This is a genomic window from Vibrio sp. M60_M70 (assembly GCF_037162085.1).
Taxonomy (GTDB): Bacteria; Pseudomonadota; Gammaproteobacteria; order Enterobacterales; family Vibrionaceae; genus Vibrio; species Vibrio diabolicus.
Map to the genome: position 1 here is coordinate 300,444 of NZ_JARLUL010000002.1, position 23,797 is coordinate 324,240.

The 23,797-nt window shown below is 47.2% G+C and carries 15 protein-coding genes and 1 pseudogene; 9 read left to right on the top strand and 7 right to left on the bottom strand.

The annotated features are described in order from the left end of the window. Entirely contained in the window at nucleotides 1–1,833 is a 1,833-nt protein-coding gene (locus P4S59_RS17175; RefSeq protein WP_337168746.1) for an IucA/IucC family protein, read from the bottom strand. Continuing rightward, nucleotides 1,830–3,041: an ATP-grasp domain-containing protein gene (locus tag P4S59_RS17180; protein WP_337168747.1), complete on the bottom strand. Its 1,212-nt coding sequence runs from the start codon at nucleotides 3,039–3,041 to the stop codon at nucleotides 1,830–1,832. The genes P4S59_RS17175 and P4S59_RS17180 overlap by 4 nt, the downstream gene beginning before the upstream one ends. A 249-nt stretch (nucleotides 3,042–3,290) precedes the next feature. Between P4S59_RS17180 and P4S59_RS17185 the strand changes: the two genes are divergently transcribed. The 6 genes from P4S59_RS17185 to fecE all read left to right on the top strand — a co-directional run bounded on the left by P4S59_RS17185 (nucleotide 3,291) and on the right by fecE (nucleotide 11,382). Continuing rightward, nucleotides 3,291–5,327, top strand: coding sequence for a TonB-dependent receptor (locus P4S59_RS17185; protein ID WP_150917443.1), 2,037 nt, complete (start codon nucleotides 3,291–3,293; stop codon nucleotides 5,325–5,327). A gap of 122 nt (nucleotides 5,328–5,449) precedes the next feature. Continuing rightward, nucleotides 5,450–7,588, top strand: coding sequence for a TonB-dependent siderophore vibrioferrin receptor PvuA (gene pvuA / locus P4S59_RS17190; protein ID WP_337168748.1), 2,139 nt, complete (start codon nucleotides 5,450–5,452; stop codon nucleotides 7,586–7,588). Nucleotides 7,589–7,689: 101 nt separating this feature from the next. Further along, on the top strand, nucleotides 7,690–8,613 hold the full coding sequence (locus tag P4S59_RS17195; protein ID WP_337168749.1) for a Fe(3+) dicitrate ABC transporter substrate-binding protein FecB: 924 nt from the start codon (nucleotides 7,690–7,692) through the stop codon (nucleotides 8,611–8,613). 74 nt (nucleotides 8,614–8,687) lie between these two features. Next, a complete protein-coding gene (locus P4S59_RS17200) occupies nucleotides 8,688–9,647 on the top strand; it encodes a FecCD family ABC transporter permease (protein ID WP_443089051.1) in 960 nt (319 codons plus the stop codon). Next, nucleotides 9,644–10,615 carry a FecCD family ABC transporter permease gene (locus tag P4S59_RS17205; protein WP_225461400.1) on the top strand — a complete coding sequence of 324 codons (972 nt, stop codon included), beginning with the start codon at nucleotides 9,644–9,646 and terminating at the stop codon, nucleotides 10,613–10,615. The genes P4S59_RS17200 and P4S59_RS17205 overlap by 4 nt, the downstream gene beginning before the upstream one ends. A gap of 2 nt (nucleotides 10,616–10,617) precedes the next feature. Beyond that, the gene (gene fecE, locus P4S59_RS17210) at nucleotides 10,618–11,382 is read left to right on the top strand and encodes a Fe(3+) dicitrate ABC transporter ATP-binding protein FecE (protein ID WP_337168751.1); all 765 of its coding nucleotides are present in this window, start codon (nucleotides 10,618–10,620) and stop codon (nucleotides 11,380–11,382) included. Between the two features lie 117 nt (nucleotides 11,383–11,499). Here the strand turns inward: fecE and P4S59_RS17215 are convergent, their stop codons facing one another. After that, nucleotides 11,500–13,386, bottom strand: a complete 1,887-nt coding sequence (locus P4S59_RS17215) for a methyl-accepting chemotaxis protein (protein WP_301660143.1) — start codon at nucleotides 13,384–13,386, stop codon at nucleotides 11,500–11,502. A 364-nt stretch (nucleotides 13,387–13,750) separates the two neighbouring features. Between P4S59_RS17215 and P4S59_RS17220 the strand changes: the two genes are divergently transcribed. Continuing rightward, complete coding sequence (locus P4S59_RS17220; protein ID WP_337168752.1) at nucleotides 13,751–16,501, top strand: M16 family metallopeptidase; 2,751 nt, start codon at nucleotides 13,751–13,753, stop codon at nucleotides 16,499–16,501. An 88-nt stretch (nucleotides 16,502–16,589) separates the two neighbouring features. Here the strand turns inward: P4S59_RS17220 and P4S59_RS17225 are convergent, their stop codons facing one another. Beyond that, complete coding sequence (locus P4S59_RS17225; RefSeq protein ID WP_170892482.1) at nucleotides 16,590–17,042, bottom strand: bactofilin family protein; 453 nt, start codon at nucleotides 17,040–17,042, stop codon at nucleotides 16,590–16,592. Then, the gene (locus tag P4S59_RS17230) at nucleotides 16,946–17,899 is read right to left on the bottom strand and encodes a M23 family metallopeptidase (protein ID WP_005395595.1); all 954 of its coding nucleotides are present in this window, start codon (nucleotides 17,897–17,899) and stop codon (nucleotides 16,946–16,948) included. Before P4S59_RS17230 ends, P4S59_RS17225 begins: the two co-directional genes overlap by 97 nt. A 428-nt stretch (nucleotides 17,900–18,327) precedes the next feature. Here P4S59_RS17230 and P4S59_RS17235 point away from each other — a divergent pair. Next, a pseudogene (locus P4S59_RS17235) lies at nucleotides 18,328–20,081 on the top strand (hypothetical protein). A 90-nt stretch (nucleotides 20,082–20,171) separates the two neighbouring features. On the opposite strand, the gene P4S59_RS17240 reads toward P4S59_RS17235, so the two are convergent. Then, nucleotides 20,172–22,418: a CehA/McbA family metallohydrolase gene (locus P4S59_RS17240; RefSeq protein ID WP_337168753.1), complete on the bottom strand. Its 2,247-nt coding sequence runs from the start codon at nucleotides 22,416–22,418 to the stop codon at nucleotides 20,172–20,174. A gap of 505 nt (nucleotides 22,419–22,923) precedes the next feature. Here P4S59_RS17240 and P4S59_RS17245 point away from each other — a divergent pair. After that, complete coding sequence (locus P4S59_RS17245; protein WP_006740828.1) at nucleotides 22,924–23,133, top strand: DUF3955 domain-containing protein; 210 nt, start codon at nucleotides 22,924–22,926, stop codon at nucleotides 23,131–23,133. A gap of 16 nt (nucleotides 23,134–23,149) precedes the next feature. On the opposite strand, the gene P4S59_RS17250 is transcribed toward P4S59_RS17245, so the two are convergent. Further along, nucleotides 23,150–23,794, bottom strand: a complete 645-nt coding sequence (locus P4S59_RS17250) for an START domain-containing protein (protein ID WP_337168754.1) — start codon at nucleotides 23,792–23,794, stop codon at nucleotides 23,150–23,152. Nucleotides 23,795–23,797: the final 3 nt, after the last annotated feature.

The window sequence follows — 23,797 nt, forward strand, 5'->3', positions numbered from 1 at the left end:
TTAACGTACGCTTTTTTTGATGGCTTCTAAGTAGGCGCGTTGCGCTTCTTCGCTAGAAAGCAGTAAGAAGTTCGGAGCCGACAAACCATAGAACTTATTGATGTCGCTCGCGCCGGAGGCCTCTTTCGAGAGCAAACTGCCAGAGCTCAACAAGTACTTGGCATACAAATCAGGCGCCTCTTGCAGTAACTCGTGTGCCAGTTTTGTTTCTAACCCTTCGCCTTCTAATCGGTTGAGTTGCTCTGCAATGCTTTTGGCCACGATGGCGTAAAGCGATGCTGAAGAGGCAATGCCCTTCGCTGCCATAGATTCTACAATCGCTGCGATATCCAGTTGCAGTGTGATGGTGGTAAACATCTGACCGAGTGCCAATTCACTGTCGACTTTGATGCGTTGATCGAGCAGTTCATCGCAATCCACTGGAAGTGTTTTTGCGCCGTGTTTTTCGGCAGCATGGTCTGTTGCAAAGCGGAAGCGCTCTGGCCAAACTCGCGCCGCGTCGTTGTCTTTCATCGCGAGCGTCATTTTGCCCTGTTGATCAAATGCAATGATGGCGTTTTGCTGGTTGGACTCCAATGCGATGCCATAACGAAGCCACAAGGTGAGGTGCACTTGGCATAATAGGTCGACGTAATCTTGGAACCAAGCCAGCGTATCTTGTTGATAGTACTGCTCCGCCAAATGTTCTAAAAACAAGCGACCGTCAGGCATTGGGCTAGCCAGTGCTGCAACCGGAACTAACGCTTTATCTTCGCAATGAGTAAGTGGGTACTCACGTACGATGTACGCGAAGGTTTTATCCTCGCCGACGTGCCCACCGTGTTTTTCGTTGCAATGGAACAAGCGAGTGTTTAAGTCGGCATCCGTTTGTTCAAGGTGGCTGAGTAGACGTTCAAACCAGTGGCCGTCATACAGTGTTGAAGGCTTGATTAAGCGAATGTTTTTCGTGCCTAGCGATCGCATGATCAGCGGAACTTTGATGTGAATATGCGGCGCTTCGTTGACTACCACAGTACGAACGGAAAGCGTTGGCGTCACGTCTAGGTACGTAAACGGCGCTTCTATCATGCCTTCGGGTAAGGCTTCTAAAGAGCGAAGGGTGAGCGGATGCGCAGGGAACAGTACGTGGCTCAGTGTAAAATCAGCAGGAAGCCCAACTTGCTCCATTGTCGGCCAGCAATCAGGTTGTTCGCTGGTTAATGTCACCAGTGATTTTTCAATCGCAATCCAATGCAGAGCAAAGCTTGGTGCGAACTCGGGCGCGTACTTAGCAAGGTCTTCATCGCTCAGACCAAACTTCGCACGCGCAGTTGGATAGTACGGGTGGTCAAGGTAAGAAGCGATCTGGTCGGCAAGCAGTAGCTTTTTATGCCAAGAACCAAGCTCGGATATTGGTTGAGAAATGTGGTCGGCGTGATGATGAAACGCTTGGTCACACAGCGCTTTGTGTTTCTCTGCACATTCCAGCTCTTGAAGATACCCCGCCAACAATTCGTGAGAGCTCTCATGCGCCAGTGTCGTTAGGAGTGCAATCCACTCTTTGTAATGTTGTTGATGTTCGACTTGGCCATTTTTCTCCACCCACCAACCTTGTGGTGTTTCGTCATTGGCATGACCGTAGCGCCAGTGCTGCATGTAATACGTTGGCGCAACAGGTAAATACAACGTGAAACCAGAGTTGGCAAATATCAGCCAGACTTGCTCATTTTTAGCTGTAATCGCTCCTTTTGGTGTGGTGTTGCTGAACTTGGCCTTCGACAAAATGCCAAACATGTCTTCGCGTAAGCAAGTGTCGATCAATCGTTGCGTTAGATACAAAGCGTTGTCATTCATGCTGCCACCTCACGAGTCGGAGCTAGATCGAAATTGCTAAGTGCGTTCTGCAGCGCTTGGTCGAGGTTTCGCCCTGATGGTGAGACAATCGAAATTCGGGCGAGATAATCCTTATTGGAATAACTCTGTTGGAAGTGTTCTCCAGCGGTTTTTAGTACCTGTTGCTGGGTGATGATATCGTCATCGTGTTGGATGAACGACGTCGAACCTCCGTCAATCACACCACTGTGTTCCGCAACTACGTAGTGCACGTGCGCTGACCCATGAATTTGGTAATCGCCGTCCAATCTTCGACCCAGATGCAGACCCAAAATCGTGCTAAACCAACCGAAGGGAGCGAGATTGTTGAGCAAGAATTCGCGGCCATCTCCAATACTGCGGTAGTTAATTTCCACCAGAACCGGGCCACTTTCCGTAATGATAAATTCGCTGTGACAAACTCCAAAACCAACGCCGAACGCTTTCAGTTGAGCCAAGCAAGCTTCTCGATGAGCAATGCCGTTTGGTCCGTTCCAGTCTGCGGCGGTTTCGATGAAGTAAGGCGGCTCAGAGAGCGACACATCAAAACCGCCCACGGCGATAAGTTGGTTACCGTCTCCTAAAGTTTCGAGCGTAACCAACGGTCCTTGAAGAAACTGCTCCACCAGAATGGTGGCGTTTGGGTGCTTTTGCCAGAACGTATCGCAGTATGCATCGAGCTCGCTTTGGGAGTCACAGCGCTGTACATCTAAACTTGCCACGCCTTCTTTGGGTTTCGCTACGACAGGAAAGGCCATGCCTAATGCCACATTCGAATGGCGGTGCAGCAAACAGCTTTGTGTGTTGGGTAGGGCTTTTTCATTTAACACTTGTCGAGTTAAGTGTTTGTTTTTGGCCTTTAACGTGACAGACCAATCTTTGGCTGGTAGACCAAAAAATTGCGCGCAGATGGCGGTGGAAGTTTGTAAGTGATCACTATTGCTAAAAATAGCGTCTGGCTTTAATTCATGCTCCGTGATGGTTTCGATGAGTTCTAATGGGTTGAAGACATCACATTCTAGAATGGTATCCGGATTAAAGTGACTATCATGACTCGCCAGCTCTAAATGGCTGAGCTTATGGTCGGTGATAAGAACGACGTGAAGGTCCATCGCTTTAGCTGCAGGCACGAAGCCGTGAGTGACTGCATCGTTAACGACATGACTTACGATAATCATCGTAGATTTCATGAGCTTTCCTAATTTTCTAACATTTTCTTCTAACGTTGATAAAGTCGCTCACGGTCGTCTTCCAATGTGCCTCTCGCGAGACGGAGGGCAGAAGTTTTAGTGTTTATTGTTATTATGTTTGTTTTTTTTGTTGTTAGTTGTGTTTTTAGGGTAAATAAATATAGAGCATAAAATTAATATTGCAAATAGAAATAATATTTGTTCTTATTTCCATCCGTTGGCTTTATAACAACTAAACGGAATTATGGAATGAATAAATTATTGACCCTGACCCCCTTGGCGGTCGCGATTGGTTCTTCACTAGTAGCACCAAGCGCAGTGGCTTCAGAAGAGACGAACTCAACCTCATCAGCAACTGAAACGATTCAAGTCTTCGGGCATCAGTATGAAGGTTATGCTGAACACATGCCTCAATCAGGCACCAAAACCGATGTGGAATGGCTTGATGTGCCACAAGCGGTATCCGTAGTAACGAAAACAGAAATGCAAGATCGAGGCGCGGTGCGTTTAGTGGATGCGCTAGATGGGGTGGCCGGGGTCAATAACACCTTGGGCGAAGGCAGCCGTGACCAGTTCATGATTCGCGGTTTTGATTCACTCAACGATATGTATCGTGATGGCTTGCGAGATGACGGTACGTTGCAGTCTTACCGCAGCTTAGCGAACGTTGAACGCGTTGAAATTGTGAAAGGCCCAGCGGGTGCTTTGTATGGCCGTGGTTCGGCTGGGGGCATCATCAACTTGGTGACGAAACGCGCTAACGGTGAGAATTTTACTCACGTAAACGGCAGTGTAGGCAGCAACAACCAGTATGTTGGTCAGGTCGACAGCTCAATGGCGTTTACAGATAAGGTCAACGGGCGTATTAACTTGGAATACCGTCAAGCCGACTCGTACGTTGATCATGTTGATTCAAACGATTTCTTCATTGCACCGACCATTCGCGTGTTGCCAGCGGACGGTCACACCATTGATATTGACGTTGAATACGCCCATCAAGAATTAGTGCCATATCGTGGTGTGCCATCAAAAAATGGCAAGCCAGTTGATTTGCCAGTGAGTACTTACTTTGGTGGCACGAACGATTATCAGGAGTCGGACAGTCTTCGCGTTGCAGTGGACTACGAATGGCGTTTGAACGATCAATGGGTATGGAACAACCGAGCGGCGTTCAACCATATCGAACTTGAGCAAAAAGGCACGCGTCAGGGCAAAGTGACGGGCAATGAAGTGTCTCAAACCGTGAATAACTTTGGCTACGACCCTCGTACTACGACCACTTTGCAATCTGAGCTGATTTGGGAAACCAACGACAACCAATTGATGTTGGGCGCGGATTTCAACCAAATTGATATCGACCTGACGTTGGCAAGTGACAAAACGCTTCCTCCGCAAAATATCTACAACCCAGTTGTGGGCCCAACACCCGATCCGGGCTTCAAACCATTCCGTGACAATACCACCACAACCACGGGTGTGTACGTACAAGATGTGTACACGTGGGGCGACCTTTCTGTGATCGGTAACGTGCGTTACGACTCGATGGATCTCGAACAGCAAAAAGCGGGCGCAGGAAAGGAAAAATTGGACGATGACAAAGTCAGCTATCGCGCTGGTTTGGTATACCGCATCAATTACGACACATCCGTTTACGCCAGTTTAGCGCGCTCTTGGCAGTTGCCGTACGCAGGCATCTACATCAATCCAAAGTTGGCGGAATTCTTCCATACCGACTTAAAAGAAGTGGGGGCGAAAGCGTACCTGCTGGAGAACGCATTAATGTTGAATGCGGCACTGTTCCAGATCGATCAAGAGCAGCCACAAACCAACGTGGACGGCGATGTCATCGACAAAATTGAAGTACGTCACCAAGGCATTGAGCTAGAAGCTCGTGGCCAAATCACCAAACAGTGGGATATCTCTGTTGGTTACAGCTACTTGGACGCAGAAGACAAAGCCACAGGTAAAAAGCCGAACGATGTGTCAGACCACTTGTTCTCCCTTTGGAGCACTTACCAATTGGATGACAACTGGCGTTTGGGTGGCGGCGTGAAATACGTGGGCGACCGTTATGCAGGTAACGACGAAGCCGTCGCACTTGGCGATTACACCACGGTGGATTTGATGGCGGCGTACACCACTGGTCGTCACAAGATCCAAGCGAACGCTTACAACATTTTGGATGAGAAATACATTCTTGGCGCAACAAACGGCACGTCTGGCCTAAACCAGATTGGCTACGGCGCACCAGCCGAGTTCATGCTTAGCTACGGATACCAGTTCTAGGCTTGTTGTGCGTAGTTGGCGCACGTTAGCCGATTTTTTGCCTCTTATTGAGGATGTTTTAGCCCCGAGAGCCTACGGGAAATGTTCTGCCCGAGGCTCAATTTCTCGCAAAGGAGACCTTAATGTCTTACCAGAATTTGGATGGTAAAGTGCGTGTACGTGCTGGTTTGTCTACCACTTACAGTGTGCTCGCGATTGCTATCGCTTCTGCCACCTCCATGAACGCGGTTGCCGCTCCTGCCGCAAAAAACGAAACCACCGTGATGGAAACGGTGGTTGTCACTGGCAGCGTGATTGGCAACTCTGACATTGAAGACGTCAAAGAGTACCCAGGTGCTCGTACCGTCATTACCCGTGATCAAATTGAGAAAACCGCCGCAGGTTCGATTGATAATGCGCTACAGCGCGTTCCGGGTATTAAAGTTCAGGATGAAAGCGGAACAGGCGTATTGCCTAACATTTCTGTACGTGGTTTGAAAGCAAGCCGTAGTGGTCATGCTCAGTTCTTGATGGATGGTGTACCGCTAACACTTGCGCCATATGGTCACACTGGTCAGTCTATCTTCCCAGCAACACTGTCGATGCTTGATCGTATTGACATTGTACGCGGCGGTGCCGCAGTGCAGTACGGTCCAAACAACGTCGGTGGTGTGATCAACTTAGTGACCAAACCGATTCCACACACTTGGCAAACTGAAATCAGTAACCGCCTTACCGTGTTTGATGGCGGTGATGCGCCGCTGAATGATTTTTACCTACGCACGGGCGGTTGGTTAAGCGACACATTCGCGCTGCAGTTGGAGGGTAACTTCCTAAAAGGCGAAAGCTTCCGTGAACATTCCGATACGGACGTGAAGAATTTTCAAGCTAAAGCACAGTGGCTATTGAGTGATACTCAAGAGATTCAAGCATTCCTGCAACGTTACGATGCTGAAACGCAAATGCCGGGCGCACTTTCGCCACAAGATTACGAGCAAGATCGTCATCAATCGAAACGTCCTTACGATGATTATGAAGGTAAGTCGACGCGCTGGAGTGTTAAGTACATCCACGATTTGCCATTTGCCGACAGTGCCGAGCTAGAAGTGCTAACGTTTGGTCACAAGTCAGAGCGTCTTTTTAAGTGGGGCTTTAACAGCGCGGGTGGCCATTGGGCGGATCCGGCTCTGCCTGCGACGGACGTTCGTACCTCTCCACGTGAATTTACCGTGTATGGTATAGAGCCAAAAATGGCGATGTACTTTGGCGAAGGTAAATCCGTTACTCAAAACTGGATCGTGGGTACCCGTTATGTTAATGAAGACATTGACTACAAACTCACTCAGACTCCAATCGCCGGTGGTGCAACCAGCGTTCCGCGTGATTGGCATCTAGATACGGACGCGTTTGCTGGATACGTTAGCAACGAAATTGGTTTGTTCAATGATACATTGAAGGTAACGCCTGGGTTGCGTGTTGAGTCGGTTCGAATGACGTTTACCGATCGTGGTAAAAAACAAACGGCAGACAACACCGTGACGGAATGGTTGCCAGGTTTGACGGTGGCATACAACTTAACTGACCAGTGGGTGACGTATGCGAACGCGCAAAAATCACTTCGTGCGCCACAAATTGCCTACATCCGAGGTTTGGGTGAAGAAGGTAGCGAACTGGCTTGGAACTACGAAGTCGGCGCGCGTTACACCCAAGATGCGACCAGCTTTAACGCTGCACTTTATCGCATCGACTTTGAAGATCAATTGCAATGGCAAAGCTCAACGCAGACCTTCGATAACATCGGAAAAACACTTCACCAAGGCATAGAGCTTTCTGCTCGTTACGTGCCTGAAGCACTACCTGCACTGAGTTTAGGCGCAAGCTACAACTATCTAGACGCTACGCTTGAAGAAGAAGGCGCGAATAAAGGTAATCAACTGCCTTACACCTCTAAGCATCAGCTTGGTTGGGATGCAACCTACGCATTTTACGGCATGGACACCACGCTATCGGGTTTCTACTTCAGTGACTCGTATACCGATAACGCCAACACTAGTGCCGAAGATGCAACAGGCGCAACGGGTAAAGTACCATCTTACATGGTGTGGAATTTCAACTTGGGGACGGATTTATACAAAGACGACAAAGGCAAGTTACGCATGAATGTTGCGGTGAACAACTTGTTTGACGAGGAGTATTACTTCCGCGGGATTGATACAAGCCCAGTTGGTCGGTACCCAGCTCCGGGACGCTCTTACACACTGGATCTGAACTATCAGTTTTAAGCGTTTCGTTCACCGAGTTTGAAAAGAAAAGTCGCCAATTTACCTTGGCGACTTTGCCGATCTTAGGTACTGGAAAACTCTTAGCACTGGAAAAAAGCAAGATGAAAAATAAAAAACAATTTACGATCAAACACTTTTCAACCGTTTTGCTGATGCTACTGAGCTCAGCTTTGATGTCATTTAGCGCATTTTCTCAGGCGCGCAGCGTGCAAGATGAGCAAGGCACGTTTGAGCTAGAAGCGATACCTCAACGTATTGTGGTTTTAGAGTTTTCGTTTGTCGATGCATTAGCGGCAGTCGATGTCTCACCGGTAGGCGTTGCCGATGACAACGATGCCACACGAGTTATCCCTGCTGTTCGAGCCAAGATTGAACCTTGGCAATCGGTCGGCATGCGCTCACAACCGAGTTTAGAGGCGATTGCGGTGCTCAAGCCGGATTTGATCATTGCTGATGCAGAACGTCATCGTGCGATTTGTCAAGATTTGCAGCGAATTGCGCCAACCTTGCTGCTAAAAAGCCGTGGTGAGACATATCAAGAAAATCTCGAATCCGCACACAAAATCGGCGTGGCAATTGGCAAACAAGCGAAAATGATACAACGAATTGAGCAGCACAAACAGACAATGGCGGAGTTCAAACAGCATTTTGCGACACAAGAAACCATTCAGTTTGGTGTGGTTTCTGACAAAGGGATGTGGCTGCATAGCCCGGTTTCTTACGCTGGGGGCGTTTTGAGTACGCTGGGCATCCAAAGCCCGCTGGCTCCATCTGAGCAAAAAGCGTATATCCCAACCAGTTTCGAACTTTTACTAAAAACCAACCCTGATTGGTTGTTAGTTGGACTTTACTCTCAACCAAATATTGTGGATGAGTGGCGCAAAAACCCATTGTTTAGGTTGCTAACTGCTGCGAAAAAACAGCAACTTGTTGAGGTTTCTCCTGAACTGTGGTCGTTAAATCGCGGCATGTTGGCTGCGGAAGAAATTGCCCGCAATCTTGAAGCGTTATTGGAGCGCTCATGAGTGCGGCGATAAGCTCGGAAAGCGCGTCTTCGGTTAGCAAATCGCATTGGAAAGCGAGCTTGTTTGTCTGTGCTATGGCGTTGTGTACGCTCTCAGGCTATGCAACCTCAATGATTGGCTGGTCTAACTTTTCCTTGAGTGTTAATGACCTGACAAGCTATTGGTTTGCATTTGATGAGGGCAATATGCTGCATCAAATTCTTGCGACGTTGCGAGCTCCTCGCGCCTATGCGGGGTTATTGATTGGTGCTTCGCTTGCGGTATCTGGCGTGCTGATGCAAGGGTTAACTCGTAACCCTTTGGCGTCGCCATCCATTCTCGGCATTAATGCTGGTGCGGCGTGTTTTATGGCCTTGGCCTCCATCGGCGCACCATTCTTTAGTCAATTGAACCCAATCATCAACGCAGTATTCGGCGCGCTACTAAGTGGTGGTGCGGTCATGTTGTTGGGTGGTTTTTTCTCTGCGCGTTCTCACCCGTTGCGTTTGGTGTTGGCGGGCATTGCCATCAGTGCGCTACTGATAGGGTTGACTCGTGCGTCGGTAATCTTGGCAGATGACATGGCTTACAGCGTGTTGCATTGGTTAACGGGTTCACTCTCTGCGGTAGATTCTCAGCAGTGGCAGCAACTGTGGCCTTTTGCGACTTTAGGTTTGGCGCTCGCTATGGGCTTAGCGCGAAACTTAAATTTACTCGCGTTGGGGGACGAAGTGGCTGTCGGGTTGGGTGGTAACATTCGTCTTACGCGATTAATCAGTGGTTTAGCGGTTGTGCTGTTGGCGGGTACTAGCGTGGCGATTGCTGGGCCAATTGGCTTTGTCGGGTTGTTAGTGCCGCACTTGGTACGCCCGATTGTTGGTCACAACTATCACATTCTCATTCCGGTTTCCGCTTTGTGTGGCGCGGCATTGGTGACGTGGTCAGATGCTTTGTCACGCGCGATTGCCTTTCCGGCCGAAACGCCGGTGGGCGTGATTACCGCACTGTTGGGCACTCCTTGCTTTATCGCGATTGCAATGAGGAAATCATCATGATGAATCAAACCAAACTGATGGCACTGCTTGGGCTTTTGCTGATTGCGTCTTCTCTCACGTTGTTTGTTGGCGCGGCGAATCTATCGGCTCAACAGGTTTTTGCATTGCTGTTTTCTTTCTCTGATTCGGACTTTGTGATTCACCAATATCGACTGCCGAGAATGTTGCTCGCCATTGGCGTGGGCGCTGGGTTAGGGCTATCAGGCGTTTTAGTGCAAGGCGTCATCCGTAATCCACTTGCCTCCCCAGATTTAATGGGGATAAGCGCAGGTGCAGGGTTGGCGGCTACCGCTTGTTTGGTGCTGTATCCAAATGCGCCAGTGGCAATGTTGCCGATGGTCGCCATGGCGGGAGGTTTGCTTGCTGCAGGCTTTATTGCTGTTCTGGCTTATTGGTCGAAGCCAACACCTGCGCGCTTGGCGCTGATTGGTGTTGCTGTCAGCGCATTTTTAGCCAGCGGTATCGACTTTCTTCTGATTGTGCACCCTATCGAAATCAACACGGCAATGGTATGGCTAACCGGCAGTTTGTGGGGACGAAACTGGCAACAAGTGCCGTTTATTTGGAGTGCTCTATTGCTGCTACTGCCATTGGCGTTTTGGCTGGCTTGGCGGCTAGATGTGATGGGACTGGGAGAAGAGAGCGCCACTACGCTTGGCACGAAACCAAGACAGATCCAAATTCTTGCGTTGATTGCTGCCGTGCTATTGGCGAGCATCAGTGTGTCTGTGGCAGGCACGATCAGCTTTGTTGGCCTGCTTGCGCCGCATCTTGCGCGTTTGCTGTTTGGCCACAACCACAAGTTGTTGATTCCAGCCGCTGCAACCCTTGGCGCTTTGTTGGTGATTTGCGCCGATGGTTTAGCGAGAGGCTTACAGCCGCCAATTGAGCTACCAGCGGGAGTGCTGACATCTGTTATTGGCGCACCATATTTCATTTTTCTTTTGTATCGTTATAGAGGTTGGTAAGCATGTTACGAACGCAGAACTTATCCGTCGCGTACGGCAAACAGATCATCATTCCAGATCTCTCTTTGTCGATTCCTCAAGGTAAAATTACCGCACTAGTTGGCCCAAATGGTTGCGGTAAATCGACATTATTAAAAACCTTGGTACGCATTAACAAGCCAGCTTCCGGCCAAGTGTTGTATGACGAAAAACCACTAAGCAACTACGGCGATAAACGCTTGGCGCGTTCGTTGTCTTTGCTGCCGCAAATTCTTGTCAGCCCTGAAGGTATTACCGTCAGAAAACTGGTCGAATATGGCCGCTCGCCTTACCTCTCTCATTGGGGCCGGTTAAGTCAACAAGACAAAGCCTTAGTCGAGCAAGCAATGCAAGATACTGGCGTGATAGAGTTTGCTGACAAGCCAGTTGAATCGTTGTCTGGTGGTCAAAGACAAAGGGCGTGGATTGCGATGGTAATGGCGCAAGATACTGACGTAGTGATGCTTGATGAACCAACCACTTACTTGGATCTCTCTCACCAAGTTGAGCTGATGAAACTTATGAGGCAGATGAACGACAAAGGCAAAACTGTGGTGGTAGTGCTGCACGATCTAAACCAAGCTTGCCGTTACTGTGATCATTTGGTGGTGTTGGAAAAAGGTCAGTTAGTCACTCAGGGAACGCCGCAAGAGGTACTAACAGAGGGCATGTTGGCATCGGTGTTTGATTTACAAGCGAGAGTATTTAACGACCCAATCTCAGGTACGCCGATGTGTGTGGCGGTGTAGGTTTACGTCTTTCGAAAGCTATCTGCAATAAAAACGTCGAGCCATAAAAATAAACCCCGCTAGTTATACATTTGCTAGCGGGGTTTGTTGTTTTTAAGTGCGTTCCTAACGTGGCGTTTAAGCCAGTTTAAACGTCGCTACTTTCGAGTTGAGATCCTCGGCTTGTGATTTCAGCTCAGCAGATTGATTCATCGATTCTTCGGCACCAACCACCAAGTGATCAGTCACATCTTTAATTGACGTGACGTTTTGTGTGATTTCATTGGTTACGTGCGTTTGCTCTTCGGCTGCGGTCGCGATTTGCGTTGCCATATCGCTGATCAGCGCAACGGCCGCGTTGATTTCATCCAGAGCCAGTGCTGCGCGATCGGCATCTTCCACTGATCCTTGGGCAAGTTGAGAGCTTGTATCCATGATGGTCACAGCGCGTTGTGTGGTCTGTTGTAAAGTCTCGATCGTCGAGCGAATCTCTTCGGTTGAGGTGTGTGTGCGTTGTGATAGCACGCGCACCTCGTCTGCAACAACGGCAAAACCGCGACCTTGCTCACCTGCACGCGCCGCTTCAATCGCCGCATTCAGAGCCAGTAAGTTGGTTTGCTCTGCGATGTCTCGAATCGTTGATAGTACTGTAGAGATGTCTTGCGCGTGCTGGTTGAGCTCGCCGATGACAACGCTCGCTTGGTTGACTTCAGAAGACAAATTGTTGATGGACGATTTGGAGTTGATCACCAGTTCATGACCATTTTGTGTGCTCGCTGAAGAGTCTTGTGCGGCTTTGGCCGTCTGCTCTGCATGCGCTGCAATCTCTTGCGTTGCCGATGCCATTTCAGTCACAGCGGTCGCCACCATAGTAATTTCTTGTTGCTGATGGTTCAGATCAGAAACCGACTGATTCGCGCGAGTCGTGCTCAGCTCCGATTGTTGGCTCAGTTCTTCCGCTTGGTGACGAATGTGACCAATAAGTTGCTGCAAACTTTCAACGAACTGGTTGAAGTTTTCAGCCAGTTCACCAACTTCGTCACGGTTTTCTACTTTGATGCGTTGAGTCAGGTCGCCGCTACCGTTGGCGATTTGCGCGAGCGCATTCGAAACATTGTAGAGCGGACGGAACAAGATGTTACATAGCAGGTTAAACAAAGCCACACAGATAACGACGACGATAGTGGTTGCGATGATTTGATCCCAAACAGCATCGTAAAGTGGGGCAACCAACGAGTTTTGATCTAACACTGTGACCGTTGTGAGTTTGGTGCCCTCAATTTGGCGCGCGTAAACCACATATTCGGTGTTGTTAATCGAGACGCGACGCTCTGTACCGGAACGTGCGGCAGAGGTAATATCGCTGTTGTTTAGGCCCAGCTTGCTAACAGGTTGATTCAGCAGCTTACCGTCGTTATGAGTGAAAATATTGCCCTGTTCATTGGCAATAAACATATAACCTTCACCCGGTAGGATCACTTGGTTGAGGCTGTTTAAAATATCTCCAATTTCGACATCTGCACCCAGAACGACGGTTTGACCATGTAGTTGCAGGGCTTTACCGAGCGACACGACGTTGGCCCCCGTGGCCGCTGCGACGGTTGGGTTATCCATAAAGACTTTCGATGGATTGGCAATGGCGTTGGTGTACCAACCCCATTTGCGTGGGTCGTTATTACCTGGTGGCAAAACCACCCCATTGGCGTTGTCTTGTGAGCCGTCTGGGTAAGCGAGAAAGACGTTATCAAACGCGCCAGAGTCTCGGACTTGTTTCAAGTGCGTAACCAGAGAACGCTTCTCTGAATCGGAAGAGAGTGACGTCAGTGCTCGCTCTTTTGAGAGTAACCAGTCCTTTACGTATTGATTGTAAGATGCGCTGGTGCTTTCTAGTCGTTGCGCGACTTCGACATCCAGTCTGTTTAATGAATCTCGAAAAGACAGCCCTTCTACCAGCACTCCCCCGAGAATGATGGCAGCACTGGCAGAGATTGCCAGTTTATTTTTTAATGATAGATTTTTGAACATAAAGCGAATAATAGATCTTTGAATAATAGTTGTTGTGTTTTTATTCTCATCAGGACTCACCGAGCCGTTGAATATGCAGCAGAAAGTCAGATTCGAATCTGTTCAATAATTATATTTTATTGCTCAAAATAAATACTGACTCCATGTCGCGATTTTGAGTTTTACATCAAATAAGAAAAAGGCTTTTAAGCTGTGTTATTTATCTATTTGTAAAGTAAGGATTTGTCTATTTTTGTAAATGATAATTGATTTCATTAAAAGGTGATTTACGTCACGTTTGAGTGGTAAATAATCCATTAAAAATGTGAAGGTCATCGAACGAGGATTATATTGATCGGCTTAATCATTGTTATGGACAATAGTTATGCGCAGTATATTGTTAGTCCCCGCGTTATTACTGTCAGGGTGTGCTCTGACACAACAGTCGACGCCGATTCAGCCTGACGCCAACTGGCATGTCGACCAGTTATCGAACGGTATGAAATACCATCTTTACCCAACAAAAGACCAAGAAGTATCGGTCCGTTTGGTTCTGAATGTCGGCTCATTCCAAGAAGAAGCCAATCAAAAAGGTTACGCTCACTTTGTTGAGCACATGGCGTTTAATGGCAGCACGCATTTTACCGGCAACGACGTTGTTAAACTTTTCGAGCAATCTGGTGGTAGCTTTGGTGCCGATATCAACGCCTTTACCACTTATCAGCAAACTTCTTACCAACTTGATCTTGCCAATAATACAAAGCTGGAAGATGCCCTGAAGTGGATGAGAGATATCGGAAACGGACTTCAGTTTGCTCCTGAACAAGTAGAGAAAGAAAAAGGGGTGATTCTTGGTGAATGGCGACGTGCTAACCCGGATGATAAGTCCTTTTCTATGCATGCTTATCAAGCGTCGATTGAAGGCACTATGTATGGTGAACACGACCCAATTGGTACTCGCGAAGCGATTCAAAATGCCTCATCAAGCAAGCTAAAAGCGTTTTACGACAAGTGGTACCAACCACAAAATGCCGAGTTGGTTGTGACCGGTAATATCGACGTGGATTCACTGTCCAATATTATCAAAAACAAATTCTCGAACTGGGAAAGCACCTCGGATACCGTAATAGAGAAGCGCCGCGATATTCGAGTGAATAACCAAAACCGAATCTTGCCAAGTAACACGATGGAATCACCAAGCCTTCATTTAGTGATTGAGCGTGGTCTAAGTGGCAGCACTACGATTGAACAGCAGCATCAAGTGTGGCGTGATGAAGTCGCAACACAGCTAATTCAACAACGTCTGATTCGTGTACTTAATGATGCCGCTGAACCTTTTCAGTATGCTTATGCCCAGCCTTACTATTCCAACTACCAGCGCATGATGTCGGCAGGTATTTCGTTTGGGCCTGAGCGTCGTGAACAAATGCATCAAACTTTCATCAGCACGTTGGCGTCACTGAGAGATTATGGTGCGACCCAATCTGAGTTAGAGAGCATCATGTCAAATTGGCAAGGTGAGCTCGCAAATATTGATTCAGACTGGGACCAACGTAAGCCAAACAGTTATGCAGAAGCGCGCGTTTTTCAAATTGACCAAGGCAGTGTGAGTCAATCAAAAGAGAGTTACGCCCAGAGTTTGTCTGAATTCATCAACAACGAGAACCTAGAGAGCATTAACACGCAATTGAATGCCTTGTTGTCTGAGCAACCAATCTTTGTGATTGGGTTAGGGAAAAGTGAAACGTCAGCTCAGTTCAATGATGTATTTACCGATCTATACAGTGCCTACCTCCAAACGGGCGAAAAACCGTTAGAGATGTATGACAAAGTGGATGGATTCTTACAGCCTACTCAAGAAGGTACCATCACCAGCATGCGTCAGGAAGCGGGTGGCTTTCAAGTTTATACGCTATCAAACGGTGTCGAAGTGTGGTTCCAAAAAGATGCCAAAGCGGGTGGTCGAGCTTATATTTACTATGCGAGCCAAGGCGGTAAAGCCGCCGTTGATCCAGCGTTATATGCTGCGTATGAAATCGCTGCAACGACGGCGATACGCAGTGGGTTAGGGGCATTTTCTGGTTCAGAGTTAGACAGTTACTTACGCAAAAATAACATTGCGCTTAGCGCGATTCTTGATGCGACCAGTCACGGTTCACAAATTACCGCGCCAACAACGCATTTAACTTACGCGTTGAATGGACTATACAACCTAGCGACGGAGATTAAAGTCGACGAGCGCCAGATGGCGGCAGCAAAGCAAGAGTTTAAACAGCAGAGTGGCGCTTTTTTTGAATCGCCGATGGGAAAACTGATTCAGAAAGCAAACGGTAATTCTTATTTGCCGGGTAGTCGTCATCGTATAGTGTCCAGTGACGATGTGGAGCAAGTGACTTCTGAGCAAATATTGGCGGTGCATGAGCAACTTTTCAAAACCAATGATGGTTTTAAGATGGTCATTGTGGCAAATGTCGAGCCGGAAGAAATTACGCCACTCTTGCGTAAGTATGTGGCCTCTATCGAGATGAAACCGGGTCGTTCGATTGATTACCATGTTGCGTTCAACACCGACGTGCCGGCGCGAACAGTCGTTGCGGATGGTCATGAACCTTCATCGTTGTACGTAATGCGTTTGACTAACACGAACGATTACCAACGTACGGCAAGGGATACGGTTATCGAAGATATTTTGCAACGTATCAGTAATGCGCGTGTCTTGGATATTGTGCGAGAAGAGTCTAGTCTCGATTACAGCCCAAATATTTACACCGTGACGCAAGATCGCGAACCAATCTCTGATTGGCTCTTGGAATCTCAAGTTGAGCCCGAAGACGTGGCAGTTTTAGATAGCAAGTTAGGCAAAATGTTTGATGACCTAGCTTCGAACATCACGCAAAAAGAAGTGGATACGGCAGCGAAGCAATTGGCGGTAGCGATGCAAGGATTAGATGATAACCCTGCTCAGCGCGCATGGTCGTATACACGCTACTTGGTGCATGATTACGGCGTCGATGTGTTACTTGACGTTGAAAACGCGGCTAAGAGTGTGACATTAGAAGAAGTGAAAGCGCATGCGAGAGCGGCTTTTGGTCCACAAGCAAAGCGCTCGGTGATGATTTTAAACCCGGCCGAATAATCACTGTAGCTTCTGACGAAGCTCGTGTCTCTAGTAATAAAAAAGACGGCGTGAAAGCCGTCTTTTTTATGCACTTTAACCAAAGAGTTTACGCTGATTTACGCGTAGGCCGCTTTTCATTGTTGGTATTGTTTTCTTTCGTGCTGGCGTTTTCTTGAGCCTTTCCTTTCAGTGTCACCACTTCTTTTTCAGGTAATTCGGCCGCTTCACCAAAGAATTTACCACCAGGTTCGATGCTGAGGTTATTACTCCAGATCCTCCCACTTACACGTCCCTTGGCAAGTACTTGAATGTGTTCTGCGTGACAGTTACCATCCATCATGCCATTGATGATCAGTTGCTTAGCGTAGATCTCACCGTTTACTCGGCCGCTTTCTGCAACGACGAGAGTGCCTTCTACATTAATTTGACCATCGACGATGCCATCAATCTGGACATCGTTTTCTACTTTGAGTTCTCCGCTAACAGCACAGCCTTTGGCGATGAGAGTTGAAGCTGCTGAGCTACTCGTTGTTCCACGGTTTTGATTAAAGATTCCCATCGTATTCTTCGCTCCTTAGTAAAAATGTCTTCGAAATCATTGAGGCTCCAATCGACAAATGGCTTCGGATTCAGTGCTCGCCCAACAAAACGCACCTCGTAGTGAAGGTGAGGGCCAGAAGAGAGCCCACTGTTGCCGGAAATTGCAATCAGTTGCCCTTTTTTGACGAACTGACCGCTTTTTACTTTGAACTTTTTCAAGTGCGAATAAGAACTCGAAAAACCGAAAGAATGTTGCAGCCTGAGGAAGTTACCAGAGCCTTTATTGCTGCGGCGGGTGACTTCCACAACCCCATCTGCTGGGGCATAAACCTTAGTACCGGTATTCACGGCAAAATCGAGCCCGCGATGCATCTTAGCGACTTTTGTCACCGGATGAATGCGCTTACCGAAGCGAGAAGAGAGCCGCGCTTTACCGACCGGAGACCCGCTTGGTATTTGGTTTAACAACACCATGCGAACGTTCGACGTAATCGCCGCCGCATCAAGTCGGGCATCCAAATTATCCGTGGTAGTATGTTCTCCAACTCCAAGGACTTTCTCTAACTCTCCCAAACGCTCCGAAACAAGTTGTACTCGTTCTTCTCGCTCTGAGAGATCACTTTCCAGCTCGGATTTTAATGCTTTCAGTGTGCTGAGCTCTTCACCCATAGTGCGCGAATGTTCTGTCAATTCAGCTTGTTTTAACGCGGCATTATCGACGCGAGTGTACAAGTGATGAATTAAGATTGCGGTTGCGGCCAGAGCAATGACAAAAAAGCATAAAAACGTTTTTAGATTGCGTTGCATCCTTTTACTGAAGTACCAATGTCTGGAGCCATTGATGGTTGATATAGAGATCGTCAACTGGTCTTTCATCGTCTTCTACTGCTCGTATCTGGTATACGTCTCGTCACTGAGTTAATGGGAATGTAAGGAAAACGAACGGGGACCGCTAGAGGCAAATTGGAAAGAAGTGTCAGGCCGTGAGGCGTTTTCAGATATTAGATAAAAGACTCAATAAAGATTTAATATCCTAGCGCTTTTGGTCGTAGTTACTCCAAATCGCTTTATTGAACTGAAGATTTTGATTTGTAAGGTGGTTATCCGAGAAATTAGATTGTGAATATTGCCAATAGCATCCTCACGCAATTCAACTTACTTCACGGTTTACCTTATAAATGTTGGATAATTTATCAAACCGACATTCATTATATCGATAACTTGTTTATGATAGCGGTCGATATAAAAGTGCTATTCAAAGGCTTTAAACCTAAGCGTGATCTTTCGCTTAGGAACACATAACTATGACAACGGAGTTGGTCGTGAAAAAACTACTATTGGCTACAGCAGTGGTCGCAGCTGCAGGGGGCGCTGGCTACCTGTACCAAAACAATACTACCCCGAGTGATTCAGTATCACTACTTTCGCAAGTTCCTGCGGATTCGCTCATGGTGACGTATCAGACGGAACCTTTTAATCATTATAAATACATGAATGCATTTGGCACGGCTAACCAAGGCTCGATTGCTGAACTTTTTGCCGATGAATCACTTTCTCCACAGCAACAGTTTGCCGTTAACTTGTTTGATGGATATCTGGAGAGCGCTGCATCGCCAGAAACGTTAAAAGCCTATTTAGGTACCGGAGAAAACATTAATCCTGTGTTGTACACAATCGGTATGGTACCAGTGTACAAATTGAAGATTGAAGACCCTGCCGCGTTATGGAAAACATTGGATCACGAAGAGCAGATGAGCGGTGCTAAGCACGAGCTGGTTAAACTCGGTGAAGTTGAGTTTCGTCGTTACGAGATGACAGATTCGGTTGACCCGCAAGATGGCATTGGCTTGGTTGTTGCCGTGGTTGACGACGTACTTGCGTTAACGGTTGATATTCCGCAACTGGGTGTTCAAAACCCGCTTAAAATGGCATTGGGACTTGAGTCACCAAGTCAAAACATTGCGGAGAGTGGACGCCTAGCGGCGTTGCAGGCTAAATACGGCGAAAACAATAACTCTTTCGGTTACTTTGATCACCGTGAATTGGTTAAGGGTTTGACGACGAAAGATGGCAATATCTTTGCGCGTCAAGTCAGCATGCTGGATGCCATTGATCCTGAGCCGACTATTCAGGAGATGCGCTCACCAGCTTGTCATACTGAACTTACTAAAGTTGCAGAAAACTGGCCTCAATCCGTCGCATTTGCGGAATACAAGCTGAAAGGCGAGCAGGCATTCATTAAAGGTGCTTTTGTTGTTGAATCGAAAAATAAAGTGATTCTAGATGCGCTTAAGTCGATTCGTGGCGTTTTGGCAGAATCGAACAATGATAAGAGCTTCTTTAGCATGGCGCTTGGTTTAGACATTAATACGCTAGCGCCATCGATTGGTCAGATTTGGAGCGACTTGACTCAGCCTCAGTACCAATGTTCTTTATTGACTCAAATGCAGCAAGAGATGGGGGCCAAAACCCAGCCGCAGCTGTGAGCATGGGCTCCGGCATGGTTAACGGCCTGAAAGGATTAAGCCTGCAAATGTTTGATATCCACGTTGACACTAATGCTCAGCACGGTGAAGTATTTAGCCAGCTAGATGGTATGTTGTCTCTATCTGCCAATGATCCAATGATGCTGATTCAAACCGCGCAAATGTTTGTCCCTGAACTTGCTCAATTACAAATTCAGCCGGATAACCAGCCAGTTAATGTCAGTGATCTGCTAGAAATGCACACAGGCTTGAAGATGGATGTGTTTGCTCGCTTAAACGAAAACCATTTTACGCTCTACAGTGGTGAGAATGCCGAAGACGCGAGCAAAGAAGTGATGGCACAACCACTTTCTCCAAATGGCTTGTTCAGTTTTGACTTCGATTCAGAACGCATTTTGGAAGTGTTGGAAAGTGCGTCAGCCGTGACTGGTGAACCGCTACCTGATGATGTTATGAAAAGCTTACAAGGCGAGCTTGTTGGTGGTATGACGATGGATGTAACAGATCAAGGTATTGGTTTTGAGTTTGATTACCGTGGTGCGACCAAACCCGTGACGGTTGCACAGCAGTAAAACATCGAGTAGAAAAAGGCGGCACTGTGCCGCCTTTATTTCATCGTCGAACTCAGGTTTGTTTACCATCGAGTCAGACATTCATCAAGACTATGACTGCAACCAAACAGGGTTACTCCAGGCCGTGCTGCCGTCTTTATCTTCGACTTCTAAACTTATCCATCCCTCTGCGTCGCTAGGTATAGGTAGCGACAGCTCTATGCGTTGAGTATCAACTTTCGGGTTAATCGTCAGGGTATTCAGCACTTTGCCGCCTTTACCGATCAATCGAATTTCTTTTAGACCATCGGCTGCAACGACGTGGATATCCCACGTATCGCCAGCTGTTGCTGTTTCACCAAACATAATGTTTTGCGGATAAAGAATAGGGCCTTGTGTTGCGTAGCCATGGCCGGCTTTAAGTGCTTGCGCAAACTTCGACGGCGTTAGCTCGCCATCGACTCTTGCCATCATTCGAATCTGCCCCGTGAGTTGGTTCCACGCATCGTGGGTGTCGGTTCCCGCTGTAAAGTACATTGCTTCACCCAGGTCCCAGAGTTTATGCGCTTTCTTCAACGTTGGTTCATTGTCTACGCGCGCATTAAGCTCCATAAGGTCGAAGCGATCCGTTTTACCACCAGGGACTGCATTTTTAGCGATATTCGTAAAGTAGCCATAATCGTTGTATGGATGGTTCATCGGTACGACTTCAGCCCCCATCTCATGTACGGCGTTAAGTAACGTGTGAACGTCAGCAGTGCCAGGATCGACCGTTAGCTCGGCGCCATTATCGATAGGAAATGGATTCATATGTCCCCATGATGGCGAAACTTCGATCGACGGAATAAAAGGCACGCCACGTTTCGCAGATAGTTCTGCAAACGTTTGGTGGTTAATGGTTGAGTCATGATCGCTAATGAAAGTCAGGTCAAGATCCGTTGCCAACTGAGCGCGCACAACAATTTCTGGCGGAGTAACGCCTTCCAACACGTTGCCATGATGGTGTAAATCTGCGCCATACCAATGCTGACGGTTAGGAAACGTCACTTGAGGCACTTCTACTCGTTGCTTCGTCGTTTTACCGGACGTTAGAGTTACGTCTAATGTTTGGGTTTTAGCTGTAAAGCCTCCACCAGAGTTGATACCTAATTTGTATTGACCGGGTGCCAGTTTTAGCTCCGCATGACCTGCAGGCAGCAGATCGGTAAAGAAGGTGCGTTTACCCAAAAATTCAACCGGTGGCGCTTGACCTTCAAGGATGGTGATTCTCGCATCTTTGGCCAGACCTGATGTGGCCTCTTCAACTTGAAGTGAGAGAGTTGCTGGGCGTTTTAGAGACGTAAAATCGAGTGTTTGCTCGCTATTTCTCGCCACTTGAATCGATTGCAGCTCGCTGTTTGCGTGACCAGTCGCTGTGCCGTAGATTTGGTACTCACCCTCAGGCAGCGCCATGCTGTACTGGCCATCTTTGGCCAATGTCCAGGCATAGGGTTGTCCTTCTTTTTCGATCATCACGATAGCATCTTCAGGAACACGACCATTATCTGCGCGTAATTGGCCGTTGATGGTGCCTGTCGCTTGTCCTAGTCGGTCAGCTTCTGCCTTGACAATGGGGGCCATGTCTCCATTTGGAACCACTTGTAATCGGGATTGGAAAGTGCGGCTTTCACCTGCTTTCAAGGTATGCCCTAGGTACATGTCACGACCATTGTATTTGACGCGATCAAAATAAGGAGCATGAAGTGCAAAGGCCCAGTCTCGATCATAAGCGACCATGCGATCGGCGAGGGCATGGTCGGCCATGGATTCTTCTTTCCCTTCCAATCCCGGCACGGCAAATTGGTAGCCAGTGTCTGGCCAAATGGTGTGCCCTGATTCTAACGCGAGATCTTTTTTACCTTGATTGGTCATGACCGTTTTAAGCGCAATTGAGTCAGATCCAGAAGCGAGTGTATACCATGTTGTGATATCAACGTTATCGAAGTTGCGGCTCACTTTAATGACCGCTTTATTGTCGCTGTCTTCGATAATTTCAATGGATTTGCGATCATTCGGCCATGCAGACCAGCTGTTAGGAATGAAGTCAGCAAAGGCAACACGGTCAAGGTCTACTTTGCCATTCTTTACTGCTGCCAAATCGACCAATGTTCCTCGCGGTACTCCCCATGGTGGTGCTGATTCAACAGCGAGAGCGAAGGCGACATGTTCGTTTTGAACGGTAATGTCTTGAGCGTGTGTAGCTTCGCCATCGGGGATCGTGGTCTTTCCTTGTGTGATACTCACTCCCGCATTCGCTGAAGTTCCAAGCAAAAGGCCAGAGATTAAAGTTGCCACTGCACTTTTTGAAAAATTATGCATGAAGACACTTCCTTTTTTTCATGATTTATTATGTGAGTTGTCGATGGCATTGTGCGTTAACTTGATTAGACGTTCAATTAAAAAAGCGAAAGAAATGAAGAGGTCAACTCGTTTCTATTATTGTTTTACAATTGATTTCTGAATCTTAAGTTTTGATTTTAAAGGTCTTTTGTTGTTTGATTCGTTTTTGTATAGAGTAATAAAAATATTTAGAACACTAATTATTTTGGGAGAGATGTGAACGATTTTTGGCAGCATTGAGCAAACAAAATGATAACAATTACACTGTGTATGTGAGAAAAAAGGTCAAGATAGTTCTGAGAACGCATATAATATTTTGAGTTCAATTTGACTTTTTATTCTTTATGTTTGGGTTTTTATCTTGTCTCTGACTAAAAGGCCTCTAATAAAGATTAGAGCAAACATAGAGACACTATGTTTTTTGAGTGAACTATATACGGTGGCAATATGTCGAAAACATATCAATTGATTGCTTGAGGTTTAGATGGGGTTTATTCGTAAATATAAACTGAGCATAGTTTTGTTTTTGAGTGGTGTGGCATGTTTAATTGCGTACCACGCTCAGGGCTCTTACGTAGATGAAAATGGCTTATTAGTAGAGTCATTTGGGTTTATCCCTTTGTTTTGGCTCTTTTTGGGGTTAGCCTTCGCCTCTTTTGTGGGCACTTTTTTCAAACACCGTAATCGTAATTAAAGAGCAAACGTGAAGTTTACTCCTCTATCTGAGGATGGGAGTATTGCTGATATTTTGGTAACTCTTTCCTTAGATTACTAAATGTTGCTCGTGCACTTTGTTTTGATAGTTTGTTGATTAGCCAGATTGGCAAAAGGCCTCCGGGGTCAGCAAACGCTTTGTAGTCAATGAGTGTCGTGCCATTAGTGAGCTTTTGTAATTCCCAAGTTGCAGCAACCGAACGAATGCGAACATAGCCCTTTTTTTCAGCAAGATATGAGTCTGGTGCGCTTTTGATTTTTATCGTGAACCCAAGCTCATCGACCCAATATTCAGAGTAGGTGAGCATATCACGATTTTTTGCAGGCCATGGCGCCGTAAATTGGGTATAAACGATGTTTTCGGTGGCTGATATTTGATTTAAAACCCGGCTATGACTGGCATTGTCAATCCAGTTCGGGATATTGTCACTATCTTCCAATAGCGTTAAAAATGCGCCATAGCTGGTGGGTGTGAACATCCGAGCACGAATCTCAACTAAACCGTCGGTATGCTCTCGAGAGTAGATAGTGATTCCGTTATCGTCACTATCAAATTGCCAGTACTCGTTGGCTTTCGCGGTGGTGCCAGCGGATATAAAAGTGGCGACTAGTAGTGCGCCAATTCGTAAATGCAACATCATGTT

Coding starts and splice junctions, on each gene's coding strand:
- P4S59_RS17215 (WP_301660143.1), bottom strand. CDS start 13,386: ATGTTCAAAAATCTATCATTAAAAAATAAACTGGCAATCTCTGCCAGT.
- P4S59_RS17180 (WP_337168747.1), bottom strand. CDS start 3,041: ATGAAATCTACGATGATTATCGTAAGTCATGTCGTTAACGATGCAGTC.
- P4S59_RS17195 (WP_337168749.1), top strand. CDS start 7,690: ATGAAAAATAAAAAACAATTTACGATCAAACACTTTTCAACCGTTTTG.
- P4S59_RS17205 (WP_225461400.1), top strand. CDS start 9,644: ATGATGAATCAAACCAAACTGATGGCACTGCTTGGGCTTTTGCTGATT.
- P4S59_RS17220 (WP_337168752.1), top strand. CDS start 13,751: ATGCGCAGTATATTGTTAGTCCCCGCGTTATTACTGTCAGGGTGTGCT.
- P4S59_RS17230 (WP_005395595.1), bottom strand. CDS start 17,899: ATGAAAGACCAGTTGACGATCTCTATATCAACCATCAATGGCTCCAGA.
- P4S59_RS17250 (WP_337168754.1), bottom strand. CDS start 23,794: ATGATGTTGCATTTACGAATTGGCGCACTACTAGTCGCCACTTTTATA.
- P4S59_RS17245 (WP_006740828.1), top strand. CDS start 22,924: ATGGGGTTTATTCGTAAATATAAACTGAGCATAGTTTTGTTTTTGAGT.
- P4S59_RS17225 (WP_170892482.1), bottom strand. CDS start 17,042: ATGGGAATCTTTAATCAAAACCGTGGAACAACGAGTAGCTCAGCAGCT.
- pvuA (WP_337168748.1), top strand. CDS start 5,450: ATGTCTTACCAGAATTTGGATGGTAAAGTGCGTGTACGTGCTGGTTTG.
- P4S59_RS17185 (WP_150917443.1), top strand. CDS start 3,291: ATGAATAAATTATTGACCCTGACCCCCTTGGCGGTCGCGATTGGTTCT.
- fecE (WP_337168751.1), top strand. CDS start 10,618: ATGTTACGAACGCAGAACTTATCCGTCGCGTACGGCAAACAGATCATC.
- P4S59_RS17240 (WP_337168753.1), bottom strand. CDS start 22,418: ATGCATAATTTTTCAAAAAGTGCAGTGGCAACTTTAATCTCTGGCCTT.
- P4S59_RS17200 (WP_443089051.1), top strand. CDS start 8,688: ATGGCGTTGTGTACGCTCTCAGGCTATGCAACCTCAATGATTGGCTGG.
- P4S59_RS17175 (WP_337168746.1), bottom strand. CDS start 1,833: ATGAATGACAACGCTTTGTATCTAACGCAACGATTGATCGACACTTGC.